This window comes from uncultured Aquimarina sp., from assembly GCF_947492115.1.
Lineage (GTDB): Bacteria > Bacteroidota > Bacteroidia > Flavobacteriales > Flavobacteriaceae > Aquimarina.
Map to the genome: position 1 here is coordinate 541,420 of NZ_CANLMM010000001.1, position 21,683 is coordinate 563,102.

A 21,683-nucleotide genomic window follows, 5' to 3' on the forward strand; every position below is an offset into this window, starting at 1 on the left:
CTATCGTTACGATAGTGTTAATTTTTTGGTATTTTCCTTACTTTTTTAGAATATCTAGCGTGATTGCTAAAATATTTATAGGATTAAAATTCTAAATTTAAAGCTGCTTGAACTTCATTAAAGTCTGCTAGGTTGATATCTGTATTTTCTGCAAAAGCTGCAGGCACAACTACCACTCTAAACGTTTGATTAGTAGTCAAATCTGCCGGTACTAAATCAGGTGCATTACTTTCTAACAATACGTCTACATCTCCAACTGTAAAGTTAAATCGGTAAAGAACAGTGATATCACCGCCATTCCCATCATCTATAAATATAGTAGCTGTTGGAAGCGGTTCCCAAACGTCTAAGCCATTATCCACGGCCTCTAATCTATATACTAATACTACGTCAGAATCAAATATGTTTTCGTTAAAAAAGAAACGATGCCCAAAATCATTTGCCTGAGTAAAACTAGTTGTGAACTCATATGTAGTTCCAATTTCTCCATCTTGACCCGGAATACCTTGTGGTCCTGGAGGTCCTGGATCACCTTCACAAGAAGTAAATAATAATGTTGCGAAAAATAAAAGTCCAAAAATCTTTTTCATAATGTGTAATTATTTGTTGTTTTGATATGACAAGTATGTATCAATAAGCGTTCCAAAAATTAGTTATTTGTTTTTATTGTGAAGATTGATCGAAATCAATACTTACAGAATTTACGCAATAACGTTGTCCTGTTTCTGTCGGTCCGTCATTAAATATATGTCCTAAGTGACTTCCACAATTAGCACATAATATTTCAGTTCTGATCATTCCATGAGAAGTATCTCTAACGTATTCAATACTTCCTTCGATAGATTCATCAAAACTAGGCCAACCACATCCTGAATCAAATTTAGAGGAACTTTCAAACAATGGTGTATTACAGGCCATACATTTGTAAGTGCCATTTTCAGAATGGATGTTATATTTTCCGGTAAAAGGTCTTTCCGTTCCCTTTTGTCTTAATACTCTGTATTCCTCTTCGGTTAGATCCTTTTTCCATTGTTCTTCAGTTTTATAGAACGGATATTTTTTCATCTATTTGTTGTTTTTTAGTAATCAAAAGATTCACGATTATGATCATTTAGATTAAGTACGAGCTGAATCCAAATTACTTATTCTATCATTTCTTTTTTGGTTGAAACACTAATGCATCCCCGTTAATACAATGTCTCTGTCCAGTGGTTTCTCTTGGACCATCATTAAATACATGACCTAAATGACCTCCACAGGTATTGCATAATAACTCGGTTCTAGCATAACCTAATTTATAATCTACATCTACGGTTACATTCCCTTTAACAGCCCTATCAAAACTTGGCCATCCTGTTCCACTATCAAATTTATGCTTACTTTCATATAAAGCAGTATTACAAGCTGCACAATAAAAAGTTCCATCTGCATATACTTTGTTAAGAGGGCTGGAAAATGGTCTTTCAGTACCGGCTTGTCTTAGTATGTAATATTGTTCACTCGTAAGAATTTCTTTCCATTCTTGTTCCGTTTTAGTAATAGCATATTCTTTCTTTTCTTTTTTCGTGTCTTTTTGTGCGTTTCCTGTACAACTTATTACAAGTATGCTCACACATAACAATATTAATTTTTTCATGGTATTCAATTTTTTCTTTTACTTCTTATCAATAGTCGTTGATTATGAGGTTTCATAACAATACTATTTATCTCAAACTACAACAAAGTCTACAATTTTATTGATGACTTCTTGATTGCCAAGTATTTTTCTATGGCCAAGTTTTTCTGTTAGTAATAATGTTCCATTTTCTAATTTCTTATGAATCTCTATTCCATCATTGTAATGCACATCAACATCTTGTTTATCGTGAACGACTAATGTGGGTATTTTAACTCCTTCCGCGGACACACCACCAGAATAATTGTCCAGATCTTCTCCATAATGTTTATCAAAAAATCGTTTCATCAATTTCGCTGTTTTTTGTTTTAGCTGTAAGTTTTTCGCGAAGTTTTGCGTTATTTTAGTGATACTATTAGCGGTTCCAATAATAGCAAGTCTTTGGATGTTTAATCCAAATTTAGTAGCTCTTAATAATGACATTCCTCCAAGAGAATGGCCTATGGCAGCTGTAAAAGGGCCATGAGTTTTTTCTAATTGGTGAATTGCTTCTATAAAGTGAAGCATATTACTTCTTTTTCCAGGAGCTTCACCATGCGCTGGAGCATCAAAACTAACCGTGCTAAATCCTTTGTCCAACAATCGATCTGCAATCATAGATAATTGTGTACCACTGCCTGACCATCCGTGCACTAATAAAACTTTGGTATCAGCATTACCATAATTATATACCACAACCTCTCTATTTATTTTTTTGATAGTAATGATTTCTTTCTTGCTTTCTAAAGCCATGTTTTTTTCTCGCTCCGGCCGTTTATATCTGAAGGGAGTTAAAAATAATCGAGCCCCAAACCTAGACGCTAAAAAAGGAGAAATCCAATTTAGAATTTTACCTGTATACAAAATTGTTTTTGGGATTAATAATGCCTGAACAGGTATTTGATCTTTATCAATTTTATTCACTATGCGATTTTGAAATACACTTTAAAATTAATTCATCAGAATTAGTAGAGCTAAATATTGTGATTAATTAACATTTGTATAAAGCTTAAAAATATAAGCAAAATATATTTTATAAATTCTTTTTTAGACGCTTATAAAGTATTTAATTTTGTAGTTTACTCTTAACTAAAACGGCATGCGGGTACCGCCCTCTGAAATAGAAAAAAAGGAACAGAAAGTACTTTATGATTATCAAGCGAGAGATATTGATAAAATTTTTGGGCGTCTAAACGAATTTCCTAATAGTTATAATTTATTATATCAATTACCAACAGGTGGTGGTAAAACGGTAATCTTTTCGGAGATTGTAAGAAGGTATATCGAAACTACTAAGAAAAAAGTAGTTGTTCTAACTCATCGAATAGAGCTCTGTGATCAGACATCTAGAATGCTTACTGAATTTAATGTAAAAAATAAGATCATTAACAGTAATGTAAAAAAGCTAGAAGATCAGCATGAATATATGTGTTTTGTAGCGATGGTAGAAACACTAAATAACAGATTGAATGATGACCAATTGGAAATTGAAAATGTTGGAATGGTAATCATCGATGAGGCACATTATAATTCTTTCAGGAAGTTATTTCGTTTTTTTAACAATTGTTTTATTCTTGGTGTTACCGCAACTCCCTTAAGCTCTAATATGAAACTACCTATGAAGGATAACTATAGGGAGCTAATAGTAGGGGATACCATTTCATCCTTAATTAACAAAGGATTTTTAGCAAAACCAGTAACGTTTACGTATGATGTTGGGCTTGGTTCTTTAAAAATTGGTATGAACGGAGATTATACTGTAAAATCATCCGAAGATTTATATACTAATGCTTTAATGCAAGATAAGTTACTCAAGGCTTACGAAGAAAGAGCGAAAGGTAAGAAAACACTAATTTTTAATAATGGAATCAATACTTCTGTTCAGGTATATGATGTGTTTAATCGAGCTGGATATCCAATTAGACATTTAGATAATACCAATAGCAAACAAGAAAGAGCGGACATTCTAAAATGGTTTAAGAATACTGATGATGCGATACTTTCTTCAGTTAGTATTCTGACCACTGGATTCGATGAACCTACGGTAGAAACTGTTATTCTTAATCGTGCTACTAAATCATTGACCTTATACTTCCAGATGATTGGTAGAGGTTCTAGAATATTGCCTAACAAACCAGAATTTTCCATCATAGATATGGGAAATAATACAGCTAGATTTGGACTTTGGAATGGTGATATTGATTGGCAATCCATATTTAGATCACCAGACTTTTATTATGATAGTTTGGTCAGTGATGAAGAAATCGAGCGTAATTTTAAGTATGTAATGCCAGAAGAGATTCGTAAAGAGTTTAGTAAATCTACAGATATCGAATTTGATATAGAGGCTGAATATGCAAATATCAAAAAATACGGATTACGCAGCAAAAGTGTTTTGGAAAAATCCATCGAACAGCATGCTAAGATGTGCGTAGAAAATAGCGAAGACGTATTCGACGCACGAATCCTTAGCAAGCTGCTAAATCAAGATATAGAATATAGAGTTCGTAGATATTCTTATTGTATTAGTAAAAGCACAAAAAATTATAGAGATTGGTTACAAGAAGATTACGAAAGAAAACTTCGATCTAAGATTAATCAATTATTTTTATAGGTAAGTTTGATACTCCTTAAAGTTTATACTTCTAATGCTATCTGAACTGCTTTTTCTGCGTGAATTTCTGTGGTGTTGAAAACAGGAAGATCTACGTCATTTTGCTGAATCAATAGTGGTATTTCTGTACAACCAAGAACTACACCTTCGGCACCATCATTTTTAAGTTTAGCGATAATATGTTTAAAGGTTTCTCTTGAATCATCTTCAATTTTTCCAAGTACCAATTCGTCGTATATGATTCGATGAATTTGTTCTCTATCCACTAACTCAGGAATGATTACCTCGATACCATATTTATGAAGTATCGTTTTATAAAAATCTTTTTCCATCGTGAATTTGGTGCCTAGCAATGCCACTTTTCGTAATCCTTTAGATTTAATTTTACCAGCTGTGGCATCTGCTATATGTAAAAACGGAATTGTTGTGTTGTTTATAATTTCTTCGCTACATAAATGCATTGTGTTTGTACAGAGAATTATAAAATCCGCTCCAGCTCTTTCTAATTGCTTGGATGATGCAATCATATGTTTAGTAAGTGCTTTCCAGTCATCTTTTTTCTGAAGTTTTTCTATTTCTGCAAAATCAACGGATACCATTACTGATTTCGCAGAATGATATCCACCAAGTTTATCTTTTACTAGTTTATTTAATAATTCGTAATAGATAGCTGAGGATTCCCAACTCATACCACCAATTAAACCTATAGTTTTCATTTGTTTATGTTTATTTTTCATTGTTCAATGAAGTTTTCGTATAAATAGTTAGATTCACCTATTCACTGTGGTTTATTTCATTGTTTAAGAGTTTATATTTCTATGTTACCGATTAAGTAAGGAACGGCATATCCGCTTAAAAACACTCTATCTTGTTCTAGTTTGCAAAACAATTCTCCACCTCTCTTAGAAAGTTGGCTAGCATATAGTTTAGTTTTTCCTAATTTTTCTGCCCAAAAAGGAACTAATGCTGAATGAGCAGATCCCGTTACTGGATCTTCTAAAGGGATGTCTGGATTAGCATCAAAAACTCTAGATACAAAATCAGATGTATTTCCTTCAGAAGTAATAATAGTACATAAATAAGGGAGTCCTTTTAATAATTCTAATCTAGGTTCTTCGGTTATTATTTCTTCCTCAGAAGCTACAGTTAGTAATAAATCTCTTCCAGCAAACGCTTGGATGGGAGTGGAGTTAAATGCTTTAAAAACCTCTTGAGGGATATCAATCTGTTTAGGTGGTCGTGATGGAAAATCTAATGTGATACTACCATTTTCTTCTTTTTTAGCTTTTAAAATGCCGCTTTTTGAAGAAAAAGTAATTTCGTCGATAGAATTGTCTAAATAATTAAAAATAACAAAGGCAGCAGCTAAAGTAGCGTGACCACATAGATCAATTTCGGCATAAGGCATGAACCATCTAATTTCATAAATATCATCTTTCTTTACAAAATATCCAGTTTCGGCTAAATTGTTTTCTATGGCAATATTTAGTAGAGTTTCATCGTCTAACCAATGTGGTAAATGACATATTGCCGCAGGATTACCTCCAAATAACTTTTGAGTAAAAGCATCTATTTGATAAATAGGAATTTTCATGAGTTTAATTTTAAAATGGTTTTGTTATTGTTTTAGTTAATTGCTAATGTGCTATTCATATTTTTTGAATACTTGTCCTGTTTTATTACCGGTAATTGCTTCCGCATATACTTTCACAACATCTGATATTTCTACAGGAAAATAACCAGCAAATTTTTGATCTTTGGGGAAATCACCAGCTATGGCTCCAGGAGCTACCGTATTTAGTCTAATACCTCGTTCCAATTCTTGGGATGCACTATGCACAAAGCTATGTATTGCCCCATTAACTAGAGAAAGGGCAGAAGCTTTTGGTTCGTAATGTTCGGCTAAAATACCGGTAGTTAGTGTTATAGATCCTTGATCATTTAAATAATCTTTAGCTATATGTATAAGATTTACTTGCCCCATTAATTTACTCTGTATTCCTATATAATGATCTTCTTCTGTTAATTCTTGAAAGTGTTTCCAAGAAGCGGTACCTGCAGCATTTATTACAGCATCTAATTTTGGTAACTTTTCAAATAGCGATATAATAGATTCTTTGTTTGTTATGTCTACTGGATAGGTATTACTATTTCGATGTGCGCCAAAAACTTCATGGGAATCTTTTAAATGATGATACACTTCTTTTCCAATAGTTCCAGTAGATCCAATTATTAAGATTTTCATAATTATATATTTAATTTTATAAATATGTTGTTGTAAATTTTTTATAAATTATTCTTCATTTCGTTTATATACTCTTGTATTGTTTTCTCATTTCTTTGGAAATAAGTCCATTTACCGTGTCTAGTAGGTATGAGTAAACCAGCTTTATGCATAGTAGCAAGATAATTAGAGATTGTAGGTTGTGATAAACCTGATTTTTCTTGAATAAATTGACCGCAAACCCCAAAATCAAAGTGACCTAATTCGGAATGAGGTGGGAAGTTACTAGCCGGATCTTTAAGCCATTTTAAAATGTCTAAACGGGTAGCATTAGCTAAGGCTTTTTTAATTTCTAATACTTGGTCTCTTTTCATAAGACAAATATACATATTTAATTTTATAAATATGTATATTTTGTACACCTATGTTTTGTTTACTAGATATCTCTAATTAACACATTACTATATCGATCTATGTTTTTTAATACCATATCGCTTCCTTTTACTACTACTTCTAGAGGGTTGTCACTTGTATAAACAGGTAATTCTGTAGTAGTAGAAAATCGCTTATCTAGACCTCGTAATAAAGATCCTCCTCCTGTAAGAAAGATTCCTGTATTATAGATATCTGACGAAATTTCCGGTGGAATATCTGATAAGGTTTCTAAGACAGCATTCTCGATTTGAGTAATTGATTTATCCAAACTTTTAAAAATTTCTTTATACGTTAAGAAAGTTTGTTTAGGCTTGCCAGTAAGTACATCTCTTCCTCTAATCGTGGTTTTTTTCGGTGGCGATTCCAAAACGTTGATGGCAGATCCTACTTTAATTTTAATTTCTTCTGCTGTACTTTCTCCAATATGTAAATTATGTTTTTCTCTTACATATTGGATGATATCATTATTAAAAACGTTTCCAGCAATTTTTACGGACTGCCCAGAAATAATCCCTCCAAGTGTAATGACTGCGATATCTGTAGTACCACCACCAATATCAATAACCATATGTCCTTTAGGTTGCAATACATCGATTCCTGCGCCAATAGCTGCTGCCATGGGTTCAGAAATTAGATACACATTTTTGGCGTTAAGACGTCTTGCAGATTCTTTAACTGCTCTCATTTCTACTTTCGTAATTCCGCAGGGAATGGCAATAATCATCTTATATGATTTTATAAATATGGCATTGCTGATATCAGAAATTTTTTTGATCAATATTTTTAGCATTTTTTCTGATAAATCAAAGTTGGCAATAACGCCATTCCTTAGCGGATATAGGGTTTTAATATTTTGATGGATTTTACCACGCATAGAGCTGGCTTCTTTTCCGACTGCTATTATTTTTCCACTTAATCTATTAACCGCAATAATAGAGGGGACATCAATTGCTATTTTACCTTTATGAGAAATTAAAGTATTGGTTGTTCCTAAATCAACAGCAATTTTATTGGTTAGAAAGTCTAATAAGCCCATGTTTTGTGTGTTAAGTTAGTTTTTAGATTTGAGTTGCTAATTGATAATAACTCCAAGATGGTTATTATATTGTCAGTTATTCTTTAAATAACTGATATTCAGTTTTTTGTAACATTTTAGTGCTTTTAGTGTAATTCTTAGGGATTTGCAATGATGTTTTTCAGCTAATAATACATATGCGATATTGGTTTTTAAGGTGTTTTAGGTTTTATTTAAACGGTTATAAAATTTTTATGGCTAACTACCGTTTTCCAGTTAGTTTCTTTTATTTTTGCTGCTGATGACGCGTAACTACATATTTCTAGTATTCCTGTTTTTAACCACATTTACCTATTCACAAATAGGAGGTAGGTATACGTATCAATTCCTTAATTTGGTTTCTTCACCTAAGCAAGCTGCCCTTGGCGGTAAGTACGTTACCGGTTATAGTATGGATCCTACAGATGCTATGTTGAATCCTGCTGCGATCAATAGAGAGATGGATAACCAACTGTCCGTAAATTATGTTAATTATATAGCAGATGTAAATTATGGGTCAGTAGCTTATGCTAAAGCATTTGGTCGGAATAGACAGATGTTTCACGCTGGAGTTACATATATAAATTATGGAAGGTTTGACGGGTTTGATGAGTTTGGAAATGAGACAGGAGATTTTGGAGCTGGTGAAGTTGCAATCTCAGTAGGTTATGCTTATACGATTCCTAATTCTAATTTTCATGTTGGGGCTAATGGAAAATTTATATCCTCTAAATTAGAAGAATATACTTCTATCGGAGGGGCTCTTGATGTAGGTTTGATATATCATAATCCTGATACAAAGTTTGATTTTGGTCTTTCAGTAAGAAACTTAGGAACACAGTTTACAACCTATGATGAAACGAGAGAAAATCTTCCTTTATCCGTAGATATGGGAATTGCACAAACATTAAAAAATGTCCCTATACGATGGAATTTAACATTAGAGAATTTACAGGTTTGGGATGTAGCTTTTAGAAATCCTGCTAGAGATATCACCGACTTAGAAGGTAATGTCGAAGCTGATGATCCAAGTTTTTTAAATAATGCTCTGCGTCATGTAGTAGTAGGATTAGAGTTTTTTCCCGAAAGTGGATTTAATGTTCGATTAGGATATAATTTTAGAAGATCAGAAGAATTAAGGATAGTTGACCAACGATCTTTTGCAGGATTAAGTGGTGGTTTTTCTCTGAAATTAGGAAAGTTTAGGTTCGCTTATTCCTATGCGCGTTATAATTCGGCAGCATCTTCAAGTACTTTTGGTGTCAACGTAAACTTACAATAGTGAATAAAAAAATTATCATTGCAATAGACGGGTATTCTTCTACTGGAAAAAGTACCGTAGCACGACAACTTGCTAAAAAATTAGGATATATATACGTCGATACGGGTGCAATGTATCGTGCCGTTACCTTGTATGCCATGAAACAAGGATATATTGGCAGTGATCATTTTTATCAAGAAGCATTAGAAAATAGCCTTCCTTTAATACAAATAAAATTTGAAGTAAATCCTGAAACTGGACTGGCAGAAGTTGTTCTTAATGATAAAAACGTAGAAAAAGAAATTAGAACGCTTGGAGTATCTAGATTAGTAAGTCCTGTAGCCGCGGTATCGAAAGTTCGAAAGAAGTTGGTAGAACAACAGCAATTGATGGGCAAAGATAAGGGGATTGTCATGGATGGAAGAGATATTGGAACGGTAGTTTTCCCGGATGCCGAGTTGAAGTTGTTTATGACAGCAACGGCAAAGGATAGAGCAGAGAGAAGGTATAAAGAACTTGTAGAAAGAGGTGATCAAGTAACCTATGAAGATGTTCTTAAAAATGTAGTGAATAGAGATCATATAGACAGCACAAGGAAAGATTCTCCACTTCGCAAAGCGGAAGGCGCTATACAAATTGATAATTCTAATCTAACATTAGATGAACAATTTCAGCAGATTTTAGACCTTGCTCAAAATACTATTGAAAAAAATAACCAATAACTACTGATTTATTGACTTAAATCATTCGGTACTTTTTGTATCTCTTAGTTCGTAGAAAAACATCTTACCTTTGATGTATTCTATCAGTTCTTTTGGTTCGTCTTTTTCTTGTATCAAAAGAACTCTATTTAGGATTAAGGTTTTTTCTTTTACCGTATGTTTAAGAGGAATCGAAGTATCCGAAATGGCATACAACGGTGTTTCTTTAAGAATTTTATATTCCTTACCATTATTTAATACTACAGTTTTATTAGATTCGAAGATGATATTTGTTTTAGATAAAACTTGTCCATAGCCAGATATCCCAATCGCTAATGCAACTAAAAGTAAAATTGATCTCATATCAAAACCGGATTTGGTGAAGCGTAATTACGGTAAAGCCGTAAAATTAGTGATTTTATTTTTTTAAATCGCCAAATCTTGATAATTAACGAATGTTTAGAGTGTTTATCCTACTTTTATGACAAAAAAAAGATCTTCTTAAATAGTTAAGAAGATCTAATTATATATGATATCTAATATGTCTTATAGATTAGGTATGATCAATTCTTGATCTGGGTGGATTACGTCAGGATTTTTTAAAATATGCGTATTTGCCTCAAAAATTTCCTTGTATTTCATAGGATCTTTGTAATAATGCTTTGCAATTTTACTTAAAGATTCTCCACTTTTTACTGTATGTCTATGGTAAACAGAATTATCGGCTACATCTATATCTGCTTCAATATCTGATGGAGCTTCTCCACCGATTTCTTTAATCTTATCCCAAAGTTGGTTTTTTTCATATTGCGTGTTAGCAGTTCCTTTTACTTTAAGAACTCCATTCTCTTCAGTTACATCCCCGTTTTGAATATTTAATTCCTGTCCAAGATCTAAAACATCTTGATATTTTGCTTTAACCATAACTAAGTTGATTTAAAATTATTAATTAGATTTACTCAAATATAATAATTTATACAGTTGATTTTAGCATATATGAAGATTAAAAAAGAGGAAATAATCGACAAAATGCAGAATTTATCTATATTCGAATTGTTATAAAAATTAGTTACATGTTTCGAAAACGTTTCTACTACCTTATTCAACTTCAATATTTAGGTTTTAGATATCATGGTTGGCAAAAACAGCCTAACGTGAATACTTTGCAAAGGATGGTGGAACGTACTATTACGTATGTTTTAGATCATAAAGATTTTAAAGTTTTAGCAGCAGGAAGAACAGATGCCAAGGTATCTGCCAATGAAGCGTATATAGAGTTGTTTGTGGATCATAAGCAACTAGAGTTAAAAGATTTCTTTGTACTGTTCAATCAAAATTTACCCCAAGATATTAGAGCTTTGAGTATACAAGAGACAGATGAGAATTTTAATATCATACAACATCCCAAGATCAAAGAATATGTGTACTTATTCTCATTCGGAAAGAAATTTCATCCATTTTCTGCACCTTTTATGTATAATGTAATAGAAGATCTGGATATCGAGAGTATGATGCAGGCAGCAACCTTGTTCGAGGGTAAGCACAATTATAGATCTTATTGCCATCGTCCTAATGAGAATACAATCGTTCATGGAGAAATTTTAGTTTGTGAGATTACAAAGAATGATTTGTATACGGCTAATTTTTTTCCAAATACAAGTTATATGTTAAGGGTTAAAGGTGTTGGTTTTAAAAGAAATCAAATACGATTGATGATGGGGGCTCTATTAGATTTAGGAAAGGGTAAAATTGATTTAGAATTTATAAAAAACACATTGGATCCCAATCATGAGAAAATAACATTAGAACACATTGTTCCTGGTTCTGGTTTGATATTAAATTCTGTGGAGTTACAGGAATAAAATATTTGAATACATTATTAGGTGGTGATGCATAGTTTTACAAAAAATATGTGATTAGATGAAAGTAATATCAACAAATATCGGAGAACCTCAAACCATATCTTGGAGAGGAAAAGAAGTAAAAACAGGTATTTATAAGTATCCTGTGGATGAACCTATTTTTTTAGATAAAGAAGATGTGAAGGGTGATCATGTGATTGATAGAAGAGTTCATGGAGGTGTAGACAAAGCTTGCTACTTATATGCTGCAGAGCATTACCCTTATTGGAAAGAGAAGTATCCAGATCTCGATTGGAATTATGGTATGTTTGGCGAAAACCTTACAGTTTTGGGATTAGATGAGCGCATTATAAACATCGGAAGCATATATAATCTTGGTGAAGCTGTGGTTCAGGTAACGCAACCAAGACAACCTTGTTATAAATTGGGAGTTCGTTTTGGAACTCAAACTATTTTGAAACAATTTATACAAGCATTAATGCCAGGCGTATATGTAAGAGTATTGACTGCCGGTTTGGTTAAAAAAGATGATGTTTTGATTCCACAAGAACTACATACAGAAGGAGTTTCTATTCAGGATATGTACAAACTTTTTTATGACCAGAATTCTCATGAAGCTTTGGCCAAAAAGGCAATCGATGATCCTTTCGTTACTACAAACAATAAAAAAAATATCCTAAACCGCTACGGAAGCTCAATTTCTAAATAGTATATGGATGTTCGGAGAACCAAGAATCTGATTATTGGAGCGGGACCTTCAGGTCTGGCAGTAGCAGGACGTTTTAGAAAACAAAATATTCCTTTTGAGATCATCGAGCAAACTGATAAAATAGCTTGGAGTTGGCATAACCATTATGATCGATTGTTACTACATACGGTAAAAGAGCTTTCTCATTTACCATACTTGGAGTTTCCGGTAGACTATCCTAGATATGTACCTAAAACTAAATTAGCAGCATATTATGAGAAGTATGCAGAACATTTTGATATTCGACCTTGTTTTAATACCACTGCAAATTCAGTAAAAAAAGAAGAAGACTATTGGGGCGTTGATACGAATAATGGTTCATACAAGGCTCATAATGTTATTATTGCCACAGGAATAAATAGAACTCCATTTATACCGATTTGGGAAAATCAAAGTGATTTTCTGGGAGCTATCATGCATAGCAGGAATTATAAGAACGCTTTGCCGTTTAAGGGGAAAAAGGTATTGGTTGTAGGTATGGGGAATACAGGAGCTGAGTTAGCATTAGATCTTAGTGAGCATGATATAGATGTTAGTATATCCGTACGAAGTCCGTTATTAATTGTTCCTAGAGATATCAATGGACGTCCAGTACAGATTACTGCTAAAAAATTGGAGAAACTACCCTTTGGATTAGGAAGATGGATTGGAAAGCAAGTTCGAAAAATTGTCATTGGAGATCTTTCTAAACACGGAATCTCTATTTCTAAAAAAGATCCAATTGATCATCTTAAGCAAACAGGTAAAACGCCAGTAATTGATCTCGGTACCGTAAGACAAATTAAATCTGGAAAAATAAAAGTGGTAGGAGATATCAATTCCTTTTATGAAAAAGGTGTAAAGCTTAGAGACGGAACTAAAATAAGTGTTGATGTTGTGATCTTAGCTACTGGATATCGTGCTAAAGTTGAGCAGTTTATTGAAAACACGGATGGTTTATTAGATTCATACGGAGTTCCTAAGAATGTAATAGGAACAGGGATTCATCAAGGTTTATATTTTGTTGGTTTTGATAATTATAAACTTGGCGGAATATTAGGAACTATTGTTAATGATTCTAAGATCATAGCAGATGATATTTTTAGAAAGAGTACATAGTTTTTCACGGTTTATGGTGTTTTATGTTTTTCATGTATACATGAAATTTGATTTTTGAAAATCAGTATAAAATGAAGAACAAATTCATACTTATAGCATTCTTTTTTATTGGGTATGTTTCAATCGCTCAAAAATATTTTAAGCCCTTTGTTGATTTTTACGGTGATAATTTAGTAGTGGACAACTTTCCTGCTATTTCTGACGATGGATCACATTATTTAATAGAATATAGTCAATATTCCTGTTGCGTATCTACTGAAACAAAGCTACAAAAGATTAGCGCTAAAGATGGAAGGGTTTTAGATGAAATTATGTTATATCCAGGAGAAGAAGCAACAGAACTTTTAGTTCACGATTTAGAAACAGCTTATAAGAAGGTGCAAAAGCTTTTGAATGAAGATAACTACCGAACGTTGAAAGAAATCACGAAGTTTAATCATCTTAATGATATCAATAATAAACACAAGCTTGCTTTTACTCTCGAGGATCAAAAGTATACAAGTGATAAAATTCATCTTCGTAGAATATCATCTCATGGTTTTTGTTGTAATGGAGGTACAGATATAAATGAGAACTGCCAGTTATACCAAAGTATTGTAAATGTTTGGTTTTCTAAAGAACATAATCTTTTACTTATAGAATCTGGTATTATTCATGGAATGGATGGTTGTGATCAAGGTCCTTTTTATCAGCTAATTTCGATAACAGATCATTAACTACTAGGCTGATTCTTTTTCTAAAATGGCAAGTGCTAATTTAATCGTATTGTAATCCATAGCTTGTTCAAAATGCTCGAAGTAGGGTTTTAATGTATCCGGATTATCCAACGCTTCTTTCGCAACTCTTACAGCTTTCACATCTTCTTTAGCTATGAATGTATGGAGATCTATATCTTCTCCATCGTTATATAATTTCATAATATGAGAAAAAATGGTGGATTGCGCTAGTTTTCTTACTTCAGCAATTTCTTCGATAGATAGACCTTGTTGATATAAAGTTAGAGTTTCTTTAAATGAGTTTCCTTTATTTTTAGCCGACTTTTTTTTCTTTTTTATTTTTTCGGATGAATAATCAATGATAGCTTTAATAAATTGATATCCATAATTTTGCATTTTCAATCTACCCACACCGCTGATTTGCATAAATTCTTCATCACTCATCGGTCTTACTTTTTCCATTTCTTTAAGCGATGCATCGTTAAAGATTTGATAAGCAGGAATTCCAGCTTCCTTTGCCAGTTGCAATCGTAGTTCTCTTAATTTGTCGAATAATGTATTTGCTGTTCGCTGTTTCGTTTGTTGTGCAGCAGTTTCTTTAATTTTTTCAAATTCTGCTAAATTCGCCAAACTTACTTTTTCACCTTCAAATAATACCTTTTTTGAAAGTTGGGTGAGTTTAAGTTTGTTATTTTGGTGAAAGGCGATTTCGAGATATCCTTGATTGATTAACTGAATGATATATTGTTGCCAATCTTGCCATGATATATCATTGGCAATTCCGTAGGTCTTTAGATGTTGATATCCTTTATCAATTACCACAGCATTCTGAGCACCTCTAAGAACATCAATAATAGTTCCCATAGGTTCTTCTTCTTTTATTCTAACTACTGTAGATAGTGCTTTTTGAGCAATTATGGTTCCATCTATAAAACTCGGAGGATTTTTACAAACATCGCAATTACCGCAATCTTCTTCAATCAATTCGCCAAAATAACTTAACAGTATTCTTCTTCTACAACTTAAAGAATCAGCATATTGCTTCATTCTATCTAATTTTGCCATCTGTACTTCATGATTACCAGATGTTGTGGCAAATTTTTGTAATTGAATAACATCCGCAAAACTATGAAAAAGTAGGGTAGAAGATGGTAATCCATCTCGACCGGCACGACCAATTTCTTGATAGTACCCTTCTATGTTTTTAGGTAAATTGTAATGAATTACCCAGCGAACATTAGATTTATCGATTCCCATTCCAAAGGCAATAGTAGCACAGACTATATGCGTTGTGTCATTTATAAAATTCTCTTGTACTAAAGCTCTTTTTTCATGTGCAATACCTGCGTGATATGCTTCAGCATTAAAACCTTGATTTTGGAGTTTTTCTGCAAGCATTTCGGTAGTTTTTCTGCTCAAGCAATAGATAATGCCTGCTTCTTCAGTTTTATCTTCCAGAAAGTCAAATATTTGTTCTATTCTTTTATTTCCAGGACGAACTTCTAAACTAAGGTTTTTTCGATCAAAAGAGGCTAAAAACAATTTGGCATTAGGAATGTTTAATTGTTCGCAGATATCTTTCCTTGTTGCCTTGTCTGCTGTAGCAGTAAGTGCTATAATTGGAACTTCATTAAAACGCTTTTTTAGATATCCTAATTGGGTATAAGCAGGTCTAAAATCATGTCCCCATGCCGAAATACAATGAGCTTCATCAATAGCGATTAAACTGATTTCTATCTGAGAAAGAAGATTGTCTATAAAACTTAAGCTTTCTGGCGCTATGTATAGTAGCTGAATTTGCTTTTCCTGAAGCTGAGTATAAATCTCTTGTTGTTCATCTTCATTCTGACTACTATTTACATAGGCAGCTTGTATACCATTTGCTTTTAATCCATCCACTTGGTCTTTCATTAAAGCAATCAAAGGCGAGATAACCAATGTAATTCCAGGAAGTAAGAGAGCAGGTAATTGATAACAAATAGATTTTCCGCCACCAGTAGGCATAACAACCATGTTGTCATTACCAGAAAATATAGAGTTTACAATATCTTCCTGTAATGGTCTGAAGCTGTCATACCCAAAATACTCCTTGAGTGTAGTGTAAATTTGTTCTTTCTCTGGCATAGTTGCAAAGAACGGAAAAAGGTAGTAAATCTAAACTTTCGAAACTAAAGTTTATGAATTATTTCTCAAGTCTAAACATGCTGATCTAATAAAATGGCATTGCCATCAGGATCAGTTAGTACTACACTTGCTGGGCCTTTAGAATCTTCATCAGCTTCTTTTTGTAATTGTATTCCCTTACTTTTTAAGTGTTTTTGAATTTCTCTAACATCATCAAAGTTTTCTAGAGTACTTGCATTATGATCCCAGCCTGGATTGAAAGTGATGATATTATTTTCAAACATTCCTTGAAACAGACCAATTAAGGTGGTTTCGTTTTTCATAATGAGATAGTTTTTTTCCAGACTTCCGGCAAAAACTTCGAATCCTAAGTTTTCATAGAATTCTTTGGAAACATTAATATCTTTTACACTTAAACTAATTGAAAAAGCGCCTAATTTCATATCTATATGGTTTGGTTGTTATGTTATAAATGTAAAGAAATTTTAGTTTAACTGGTTACAACACTCATTTGAAACTTAAATGCTTGTAATTAAATGGGATTTGTAGTTAGAAATAATTTTATTGAGTTAGCTAGGTTTCTCTTACATCTGATATAAAGTCTCTTTGATACTGTGTTTTGATAAATTTTACACTTTGTTACTACTATTTTTTTCTATCAATTCCTGAATTTCGGATTCAAGTCTCTCATAATTTTCTTTATTGGCTTGTTCTTTTGTAATTATAATTTCTTTTCCTTCTTTATCAGTAAAAGTTGATGGAATTTTTGCTCCCGAAGAAAAATTAATTATTTCATTATCTGTAGCTATCAAGTAATTTGTTGGATATCCCATAATATGTCTAAAACCAGAAATATCGATTGTATGTGGATCAGGATGTTTTTCTTGAGAGGGAACTAAAACTATATCTTTATTATAATCAGGCGCAAGTTTTTCTAAATCCGATTGAGTATCCCAAAATAGAAGTACAAAATCTACTTGATTACTATACTTTTCAACTATTTTATTTAATGCTGTAACTTCGAATTTACATGCGGCACACCAAGATGCTGTCACCTGTAAGAAAAGAGGTTTTTTTCTTTTAGCCGTATTGTAAATATCTTTATTAATGGATTTAAATTTATAATCTTTAATAAAACTGTTCAAAATAGTTTGCTTAATCGAGTCATCATATTTTAACGCATTTTCATTATCATTTTGGTCCCAATATTTTTGAGAATCTTCAATATATTGTTTTATGAATTTTTCAGATTGTGCAAATGATTTTTTCTGAATTTTCGTTTCAGACTCCTCTTTTTTTGAATTTTTACAAGAATAAAATATTGTAATTGTTAATACTAATAGAATTATTTTTTTCATAGTTGTTAGTTTTATAATTCAGAATTCTTTAGAATAAATTATTATACTTTGCTCTAGTTCTTTAAATTTAAAACTAATTGTTGACTCAAATCGCCTAAATTTAAGTCATTGCCTTTTTGGTTGGGTGAATAGCCTTTTGATAGTCCAAAAAGAATAGTTCTTTTAACTAATTCAGGTTCAATAATAAATGGATTATCGTACATACAAGATTTTTCTCCATTTATACTATGTCTGAAATTTGCGAATAGTTTTTGTCCATTATATTCTTCAGAAATAATTAAAAGCATAACACCATAAAAATCACCTTTAACCATCCACCTATATTGGTGGTTATTAACTATAATTCTTCGAGACTTTTTTTTAGGAAATGCCATTTTTTTAATAATGCACAACATTTATTATAAGTGTCATAGCAAGGCAAAATGTTACCTTACTCTTTGATAAAATTTTACATATGTTATTAATTTTGTAAATATTATTCCTTTTGCATGACGCGACTTAATGTGTTATCTAATTTTTCTTTTACCAAATCACCTAAAGATATCACTAATATTTTTTTATCCCAGTCATCCCAAGTAATAGAAATTAATCTTTCAAAATTCATAATATCAGTATGAAAAAGAGTACCGTCAAATTCTTCATACGTTTCTTTTATTTTCACTCTTTTTCCTAGCTTCTGAATTATGCTTTTTTTACTTAATTCCGAGTAAGGAGAAAGTCTTTCGAGATGTAAAGAAAAAGAGGTGATTTTTTCATTTTTAATTCTGAATCGAGATCCATCTTTATACCCGATCCAACCACCTTCATTTATAACTGCTTCAATTCTTTCTTTAAGGGTAAATTCAATTTCTTTTCCATTAATTAAAACAAAAGTTTTATCATCTTTCCATATCCTGCCTTCTGTCTTCTTAGGGTATGTTTCAAGTCCAGTTAAAATGACTTCATCTAGCCTTAATTCATTAACACTATCCCCAATTTTATGTCTAGATAGGGTAATTTCAAATACACTTATTTTATTGTTAAATAAAACTTTAGGATTGCTGATTAGTTCTAAGTCAGCTTGTTTTTTCGATTTAAATATTTTTTTTAGTATTCTCAATTACTACAAATAACGTTTAATATATGTGTCGTAGAAAGGCAAAATGTTACCTTATTTTTTGACTTTTCTGTGAATTGGTAGCTAGCTTTCAATTTTGCAGCTATTGCACATTATTGAAACTACGCAAACCAATCTATTCATCAACTTGTTGCTATAATTCTAATATATTTTATTGAAGCACGTTTTCAGTTTCTTTCTATAACGATTGTTTTACCAATCATATCTCCTAAACGTTGATGTTTTTTACTGTACTTTATTGTCAAAATACCAACCAAACCTAGAGGCCACATGTCAATCATGTCAGCGCAATGTCGCAAAAGGGATTGCGAAAATTTTATTTTTCCGCCATTTTCATTGACTACTTTCAACTTTAGTAATAGATTCCCAATAGTACTTTGGAATAATGTCTCAGGAATAATCATGACAATTATCCAAAGTCCGATAAAAAATATCCAACCATAATCAAATTCATAGGTTCTTACAACAGTTTTTTCTCCGAATAGAGATAAAGAGGACCAGAATAAACCAAACCATATTGTATAGTCAATCAACCCCGCAGTTATTCTTTTAATTAAAAAATATTTTGGCATATTGTACTCTTGGATTTATAATTTAACGTGCTGCAATGTTGAGTATACTTATTCCTCAAACAAAACCGCCATGGATATTGGTGGGATAGAGATGGAATTTTTCATCATTTCTTTACCTTCAAAATCAAAATCATCACCTAGAACTGCTACACGCCAGAAACCTTCTAACATGTAAGTTAAACGCTCTGGTTTGGCATTGTAGATCACATAAATATTTTTCCATTTATCACCATTGGCATGATTGCTGATTTTATAACTAATCAATCCTTTAGAGTCTTTTACAAAGGTTAGTTTTTCTCTTACTTCATCCGCAGTATTCATTCTAAAAGCTGGGTGCTCTTTTCGTAATCGGATTAGATTTTTGTAATAGTCAACAACATCAGCATTGTTGCTTTTCCAATTCCAATCGATCTGATTAATACTATCGGGTAAATTATAAGAATTATGCTCTCCGTTTTTAGTACGCAACATTTCGGACCCAGCATGCATAAAGGCAATTCCCTGAGAGGTCATAACGATAGCATTGGTAAGTTTTTGCATTGCAACCAATTCTTCATCCGTAGCATCTTCTCTGGAAATTTTTAGTTTATCAAAAACGGTATGATTATCATGACAAGAAACATAAGAAACCGATTGCCAAGGCTCATTAGTCCACGGAGCTTTCGAGTAATTTACTTTGTCGTAAGCAATTTGTGGATGTTGAATAGCTCCTACAATCCCCATTTTTACAGATTCTTCGGTGTTTTTAGCCCCACTTACAAAACCAGTACTTTTTTCTTCAAAAACAGATCCTTTTAAACCATCTCTAAGGTCATCACTAAATGCAGAAACTTTAGGCATTTCTAAAGTATTTTTTTTCAGTGCTCTTTTTTCAATCGGTAGAGGAGAGTCACCTGCTGTCCAACCTTCGCCATAAATAAATATGTTTGGGTTTACTGATTTTATATTCTCGGCAACTTTATTCATAGTTTCGATATCATGTATTCCCATCAGATCAAAACGAAAACCATCTAAGTGATATTCTTTTGCCCAAAACGCTACTGATTCGGTGATATACTTTTGCATCATTATGCGATCTGATGCTGTTTCATTTCCGCAGGCAGAAGCATCAGAAAATTTACCATCTTCCCACTGGCGGTAATAATATCCAGGGAGTTCTAAATTAAAATTCGAGTTTTCCGTTCTTCCTGTATGATTATAAACGACATCCAAGATGACACCAATTCCATGATCATGGAATGCTTTCACCATTTGTTTAAATTCCGTGATTCTCACTTTAGCATTATAAGGATCGGAAGAAAAAGATCCTTCTGGAACATTATAGTTTTGCGGATCATATCCCCAATTAAATTGTGGAGTATCTAATTTTGTTTCATCGATAGAGTAGTGGTCATAAGTGGGTAATAGGTGGACATGCGTGATACCTAATTCCTTTAAATGATCAATTGCAGTACTAACATTTTCTGGTCCTTTGGTTCCTTTTTCCACCAATCCTAAATATTTTCCTGGTTTACTGGATCCAGATTGCGTATGAATTGTCATATCTCTAATATGTAACTCATAGATAATAGCCTCATTAGGGCTTTTTATGGTTGGTCCTTTATCTTCATTCCATCCTTCAGGATTTGTAGAATCAAAATCTAATACCATCGCTCTTTTACCGTTCACACCAGTGGCAGTAGCATAAATACCAGGAGTTTCTTCTAACCAATTCCCTTTATGCATGATTTGATAGGTGTAATAGGTACCATTTAGATCTTTATTGATTTTGGAACTCCAAATACCGGTTTTTACATCAAGATCTAAAGAAATGCTTTCTAAAGCAGAACCTCCGTCACCATTTTGGAATAAGTGTAATTGAACTTTTTCTGCAATAGGAGACCAAATCTTAAAAGTAGTAGTCTCTTTGGTGTAATCAACCCAAAGATTTGTTTCTGAAGGAGTAGGGTATTCCTCAAAACTGGAATAGGTTATATTTTTTTCTGTGCATGAGATACTACAAGATATAACAAAAAGGTATAAAAATATACGTTTCATTTACTGGTTTGTTTATTATAGAAAGAATCATCTTAAGTGCCAATCTAATTAGATCGATATACCTAATCCCATCCTAACTACTGCTGGTTGATTAATTGGTTAAATGGT

25 protein-coding genes are annotated in these 21,683 nt (G+C 32.4%); 7 read left to right on the plus strand and 18 right to left on the minus strand.

Features of this window, described 5'->3' with window-relative positions; translation table 11 throughout:
- Positions 1–83 precede the first annotated feature (83 nt).
- The 4 genes from Q1A73_RS02440 to Q1A73_RS02455 form a co-directional block, all read right to left on the minus strand.
- A complete protein-coding gene (locus Q1A73_RS02440; protein ID WP_299601165.1) occupies positions 84–590 on the minus strand; it encodes a hypothetical protein in 507 nt (168 codons plus the stop codon).
- Between the two features lie 73 nt (positions 591–663).
- Positions 664–1,065, minus strand: coding sequence for a peptide-methionine (R)-S-oxide reductase MsrB (gene msrB, locus Q1A73_RS02445; RefSeq protein WP_299601166.1), 402 nt, complete (start codon positions 1,063–1,065; stop codon positions 664–666).
- Between the two features lie 85 nt (positions 1,066–1,150).
- Complete coding sequence (gene msrB, locus Q1A73_RS02450) at positions 1,151–1,636, minus strand: peptide-methionine (R)-S-oxide reductase MsrB (RefSeq protein WP_299601167.1); 486 nt, start codon at positions 1,634–1,636, stop codon at positions 1,151–1,153.
- Positions 1,637–1,708: 72 nt separating this feature from the next.
- Complete coding sequence (locus Q1A73_RS02455; RefSeq protein WP_299601168.1) at positions 1,709–2,578, minus strand: alpha/beta hydrolase; 870 nt, start codon at positions 2,576–2,578, stop codon at positions 1,709–1,711.
- Between the two features lie 175 nt (positions 2,579–2,753).
- On the opposite strand from Q1A73_RS02455, the gene Q1A73_RS02460 reads away from it, so the two are divergent.
- A complete protein-coding gene (locus tag Q1A73_RS02460) occupies positions 2,754–4,268 on the plus strand; it encodes a DEAD/DEAH box helicase (RefSeq protein WP_299601169.1) in 1,515 nt (504 codons plus the stop codon).
- A gap of 23 nt (positions 4,269–4,291) precedes the next feature.
- Here the strand turns inward: Q1A73_RS02460 and Q1A73_RS02465 are convergent, their stop codons facing one another.
- The 5 genes from Q1A73_RS02465 to Q1A73_RS02485 form a co-directional block, all read right to left on the minus strand.
- A complete protein-coding gene (locus tag Q1A73_RS02465; protein ID WP_299601171.1) occupies positions 4,292–4,984 on the minus strand; it encodes an aspartate/glutamate racemase family protein in 693 nt (230 codons plus the stop codon).
- Positions 4,985–5,076: 92 nt separating this feature from the next.
- On the minus strand, positions 5,077–5,862 hold the full coding sequence (locus Q1A73_RS02470; protein WP_299601173.1) for a PhzF family phenazine biosynthesis protein: 786 nt from the start codon (positions 5,860–5,862) through the stop codon (positions 5,077–5,079).
- Between the two features lie 51 nt (positions 5,863–5,913).
- Positions 5,914–6,513, minus strand: coding sequence for a short chain dehydrogenase (locus Q1A73_RS02475; protein ID WP_299601175.1), 600 nt, complete (start codon positions 6,511–6,513; stop codon positions 5,914–5,916).
- A 41-nt stretch (positions 6,514–6,554) separates the two neighbouring features.
- Positions 6,555–6,866: a helix-turn-helix transcriptional regulator gene (locus Q1A73_RS02480; RefSeq protein ID WP_299601176.1), complete on the minus strand. Its 312-nt coding sequence runs from the start codon at positions 6,864–6,866 to the stop codon at positions 6,555–6,557.
- 62 nt (positions 6,867–6,928) lie between these two features.
- Entirely contained in the window at positions 6,929–7,963 is a 1,035-nt protein-coding gene (locus Q1A73_RS02485) for a rod shape-determining protein (RefSeq protein ID WP_299601178.1), read from the minus strand.
- A 280-nt stretch (positions 7,964–8,243) separates the two neighbouring features.
- Here Q1A73_RS02485 and porQ point away from each other — a divergent pair, with 280 nt between their 5' ends.
- Together porQ and cmk are read left to right on the plus strand one after the other, a co-directional pair.
- Positions 8,244–9,263 (plus strand): type IX secretion system protein PorQ, encoded by a 1,020-nt coding sequence (gene porQ, locus Q1A73_RS02490; RefSeq protein ID WP_299601180.1) that lies wholly within the window; start codon positions 8,244–8,246, stop codon positions 9,261–9,263.
- Positions 9,263–9,964: a (d)CMP kinase gene (gene cmk / locus Q1A73_RS02495; RefSeq protein ID WP_299601183.1), complete on the plus strand. Its 702-nt coding sequence runs from the start codon at positions 9,263–9,265 to the stop codon at positions 9,962–9,964. The genes porQ and cmk overlap by 1 nt, the downstream gene beginning before the upstream one ends.
- 21 nt (positions 9,965–9,985) lie before the next feature.
- Here the strand turns inward: cmk and Q1A73_RS02500 are convergent, their stop codons facing one another.
- Positions 9,986–10,306, minus strand: a complete 321-nt coding sequence (locus Q1A73_RS02500; protein WP_299601185.1) for a hypothetical protein — start codon at positions 10,304–10,306, stop codon at positions 9,986–9,988.
- A 183-nt stretch (positions 10,307–10,489) separates the two neighbouring features.
- Positions 10,490–10,867 (minus strand): LysM peptidoglycan-binding domain-containing protein, encoded by a 378-nt coding sequence (locus tag Q1A73_RS02505; RefSeq protein ID WP_299601188.1) that lies wholly within the window; start codon positions 10,865–10,867, stop codon positions 10,490–10,492.
- 149 nt (positions 10,868–11,016) lie between these two features.
- On the opposite strand from Q1A73_RS02505, the gene Q1A73_RS02510 reads away from it, so the two are divergent.
- The 4 genes from Q1A73_RS02510 to Q1A73_RS02525 all read left to right on the plus strand — a co-directional run bounded on the left by Q1A73_RS02510 (position 11,017) and on the right by Q1A73_RS02525 (position 14,367).
- Positions 11,017–11,805: a tRNA pseudouridine(38-40) synthase TruA gene (locus tag Q1A73_RS02510; protein ID WP_299601191.1), complete on the plus strand. Its 789-nt coding sequence runs from the start codon at positions 11,017–11,019 to the stop codon at positions 11,803–11,805.
- A 58-nt stretch (positions 11,806–11,863) separates the two neighbouring features.
- Complete coding sequence (locus Q1A73_RS02515; protein ID WP_299601194.1) at positions 11,864–12,514, plus strand: MOSC domain-containing protein; 651 nt, start codon at positions 11,864–11,866, stop codon at positions 12,512–12,514.
- Positions 12,515–12,517: 3 nt separating this feature from the next.
- Complete coding sequence (locus tag Q1A73_RS02520) at positions 12,518–13,651, plus strand: NAD(P)/FAD-dependent oxidoreductase (RefSeq protein WP_299601197.1); 1,134 nt, start codon at positions 12,518–12,520, stop codon at positions 13,649–13,651.
- A gap of 71 nt (positions 13,652–13,722) precedes the next feature.
- Positions 13,723–14,367 (plus strand): hypothetical protein, encoded by a 645-nt coding sequence (locus Q1A73_RS02525; protein ID WP_299601200.1) that lies wholly within the window; start codon positions 13,723–13,725, stop codon positions 14,365–14,367.
- A gap of 3 nt (positions 14,368–14,370) precedes the next feature.
- On the opposite strand, the gene recQ is transcribed toward Q1A73_RS02525, so the two are convergent.
- The 7 genes from recQ to pulA form a co-directional block, all read right to left on the minus strand.
- Positions 14,371–16,491 (minus strand): DNA helicase RecQ, encoded by a 2,121-nt coding sequence (gene recQ / locus Q1A73_RS02530; protein ID WP_299601203.1) that lies wholly within the window; start codon positions 16,489–16,491, stop codon positions 14,371–14,373.
- A 71-nt stretch (positions 16,492–16,562) separates the two neighbouring features.
- The gene (locus Q1A73_RS02535; protein ID WP_299601206.1) at positions 16,563–16,934 is read right to left on the minus strand and encodes a VOC family protein; all 372 of its coding nucleotides are present in this window, start codon (positions 16,932–16,934) and stop codon (positions 16,563–16,565) included.
- 186 nt (positions 16,935–17,120) lie between these two features.
- Entirely contained in the window at positions 17,121–17,849 is a 729-nt protein-coding gene (locus tag Q1A73_RS02540) for a thioredoxin family protein (protein WP_299601207.1), read from the minus strand.
- A 53-nt stretch (positions 17,850–17,902) separates the two neighbouring features.
- The gene (locus Q1A73_RS02545; protein ID WP_299601209.1) at positions 17,903–18,223 is read right to left on the minus strand and encodes a hypothetical protein; all 321 of its coding nucleotides are present in this window, start codon (positions 18,221–18,223) and stop codon (positions 17,903–17,905) included.
- Positions 18,224–18,324: 101 nt separating this feature from the next.
- On the minus strand, positions 18,325–18,948 hold the full coding sequence (locus Q1A73_RS02550) for a hypothetical protein (protein WP_299601211.1): 624 nt from the start codon (positions 18,946–18,948) through the stop codon (positions 18,325–18,327).
- A 185-nt stretch (positions 18,949–19,133) separates the two neighbouring features.
- Positions 19,134–19,538, minus strand: coding sequence for an RDD family protein (locus tag Q1A73_RS02555; RefSeq protein ID WP_299601213.1), 405 nt, complete (start codon positions 19,536–19,538; stop codon positions 19,134–19,136).
- Positions 19,539–19,586: 48 nt separating this feature from the next.
- Positions 19,587–21,575 (minus strand): type I pullulanase, encoded by a 1,989-nt coding sequence (gene pulA / locus Q1A73_RS02560; protein WP_299601214.1) that lies wholly within the window; start codon positions 21,573–21,575, stop codon positions 19,587–19,589.
- Positions 21,576–21,683: the final 108 nt, after the last annotated feature.

Bases quoted from the DNA above. Each gene is read 5' to 3' on its own strand.
- Q1A73_RS02505 (WP_299601188.1), bottom strand. From the start codon at position 10,867: ATGGTTAAAGCAAAATATCAAGATGTTTTAGATCTTGGACAGGAATTA.
- Q1A73_RS02510 (WP_299601191.1), top strand. From the start codon at position 11,017: ATGTTTCGAAAACGTTTCTACTACCTTATTCAACTTCAATATTTAGGT.
- Q1A73_RS02440 (WP_299601165.1), bottom strand. From the start codon at position 590: ATGAAAAAGATTTTTGGACTTTTATTTTTCGCAACATTATTATTTACT.
- recQ (WP_299601203.1), bottom strand. From the start codon at position 16,491: ATGCCAGAGAAAGAACAAATTTACACTACACTCAAGGAGTATTTTGGG.
- Q1A73_RS02460 (WP_299601169.1), top strand. From the start codon at position 2,754: ATGCGGGTACCGCCCTCTGAAATAGAAAAAAAGGAACAGAAAGTACTT.
- Q1A73_RS02485 (WP_299601178.1), bottom strand. From the start codon at position 7,963: ATGGGCTTATTAGACTTTCTAACCAATAAAATTGCTGTTGATTTAGGA.
- Q1A73_RS02520 (WP_299601197.1), top strand. From the start codon at position 12,518: ATGGATGTTCGGAGAACCAAGAATCTGATTATTGGAGCGGGACCTTCA.
- Q1A73_RS02545 (WP_299601209.1), bottom strand. From the start codon at position 18,223: ATGGCATTTCCTAAAAAAAAGTCTCGAAGAATTATAGTTAATAACCAC.
- msrB (WP_299601166.1), bottom strand. From the start codon at position 1,065: ATGAAAAAATATCCGTTCTATAAAACTGAAGAACAATGGAAAAAGGAT.
- Q1A73_RS02465 (WP_299601171.1), bottom strand. From the start codon at position 4,984: ATGAAAACTATAGGTTTAATTGGTGGTATGAGTTGGGAATCCTCAGCT.
- Q1A73_RS02475 (WP_299601175.1), bottom strand. From the start codon at position 6,513: ATGAAAATCTTAATAATTGGATCTACTGGAACTATTGGAAAAGAAGTG.
- Q1A73_RS02500 (WP_299601185.1), bottom strand. From the start codon at position 10,306: ATGAGATCAATTTTACTTTTAGTTGCATTAGCGATTGGGATATCTGGC.
- Q1A73_RS02555 (WP_299601213.1), bottom strand. From the start codon at position 19,538: ATGCCAAAATATTTTTTAATTAAAAGAATAACTGCGGGGTTGATTGAC.
- Q1A73_RS02525 (WP_299601200.1), top strand. From the start codon at position 13,723: ATGAAGAACAAATTCATACTTATAGCATTCTTTTTTATTGGGTATGTT.
- Q1A73_RS02480 (WP_299601176.1), bottom strand. From the start codon at position 6,866: ATGAAAAGAGACCAAGTATTAGAAATTAAAAAAGCCTTAGCTAATGCT.
- Q1A73_RS02540 (WP_299601207.1), bottom strand. From the start codon at position 17,849: ATGAAAAAAATAATTCTATTAGTATTAACAATTACAATATTTTATTCT.
- Q1A73_RS02470 (WP_299601173.1), bottom strand. From the start codon at position 5,862: ATGAAAATTCCTATTTATCAAATAGATGCTTTTACTCAAAAGTTATTT.
- pulA (WP_299601214.1), bottom strand. From the start codon at position 21,575: ATGAAACGTATATTTTTATACCTTTTTGTTATATCTTGTAGTATCTCA.
- msrB (WP_299601167.1), bottom strand. From the start codon at position 1,636: ATGAAAAAATTAATATTGTTATGTGTGAGCATACTTGTAATAAGTTGT.
- Q1A73_RS02535 (WP_299601206.1), bottom strand. From the start codon at position 16,934: ATGAAATTAGGCGCTTTTTCAATTAGTTTAAGTGTAAAAGATATTAAT.
- porQ (WP_299601180.1), top strand. From the start codon at position 8,244: ATGACGCGTAACTACATATTTCTAGTATTCCTGTTTTTAACCACATTT.
- Q1A73_RS02515 (WP_299601194.1), top strand. From the start codon at position 11,864: ATGAAAGTAATATCAACAAATATCGGAGAACCTCAAACCATATCTTGG.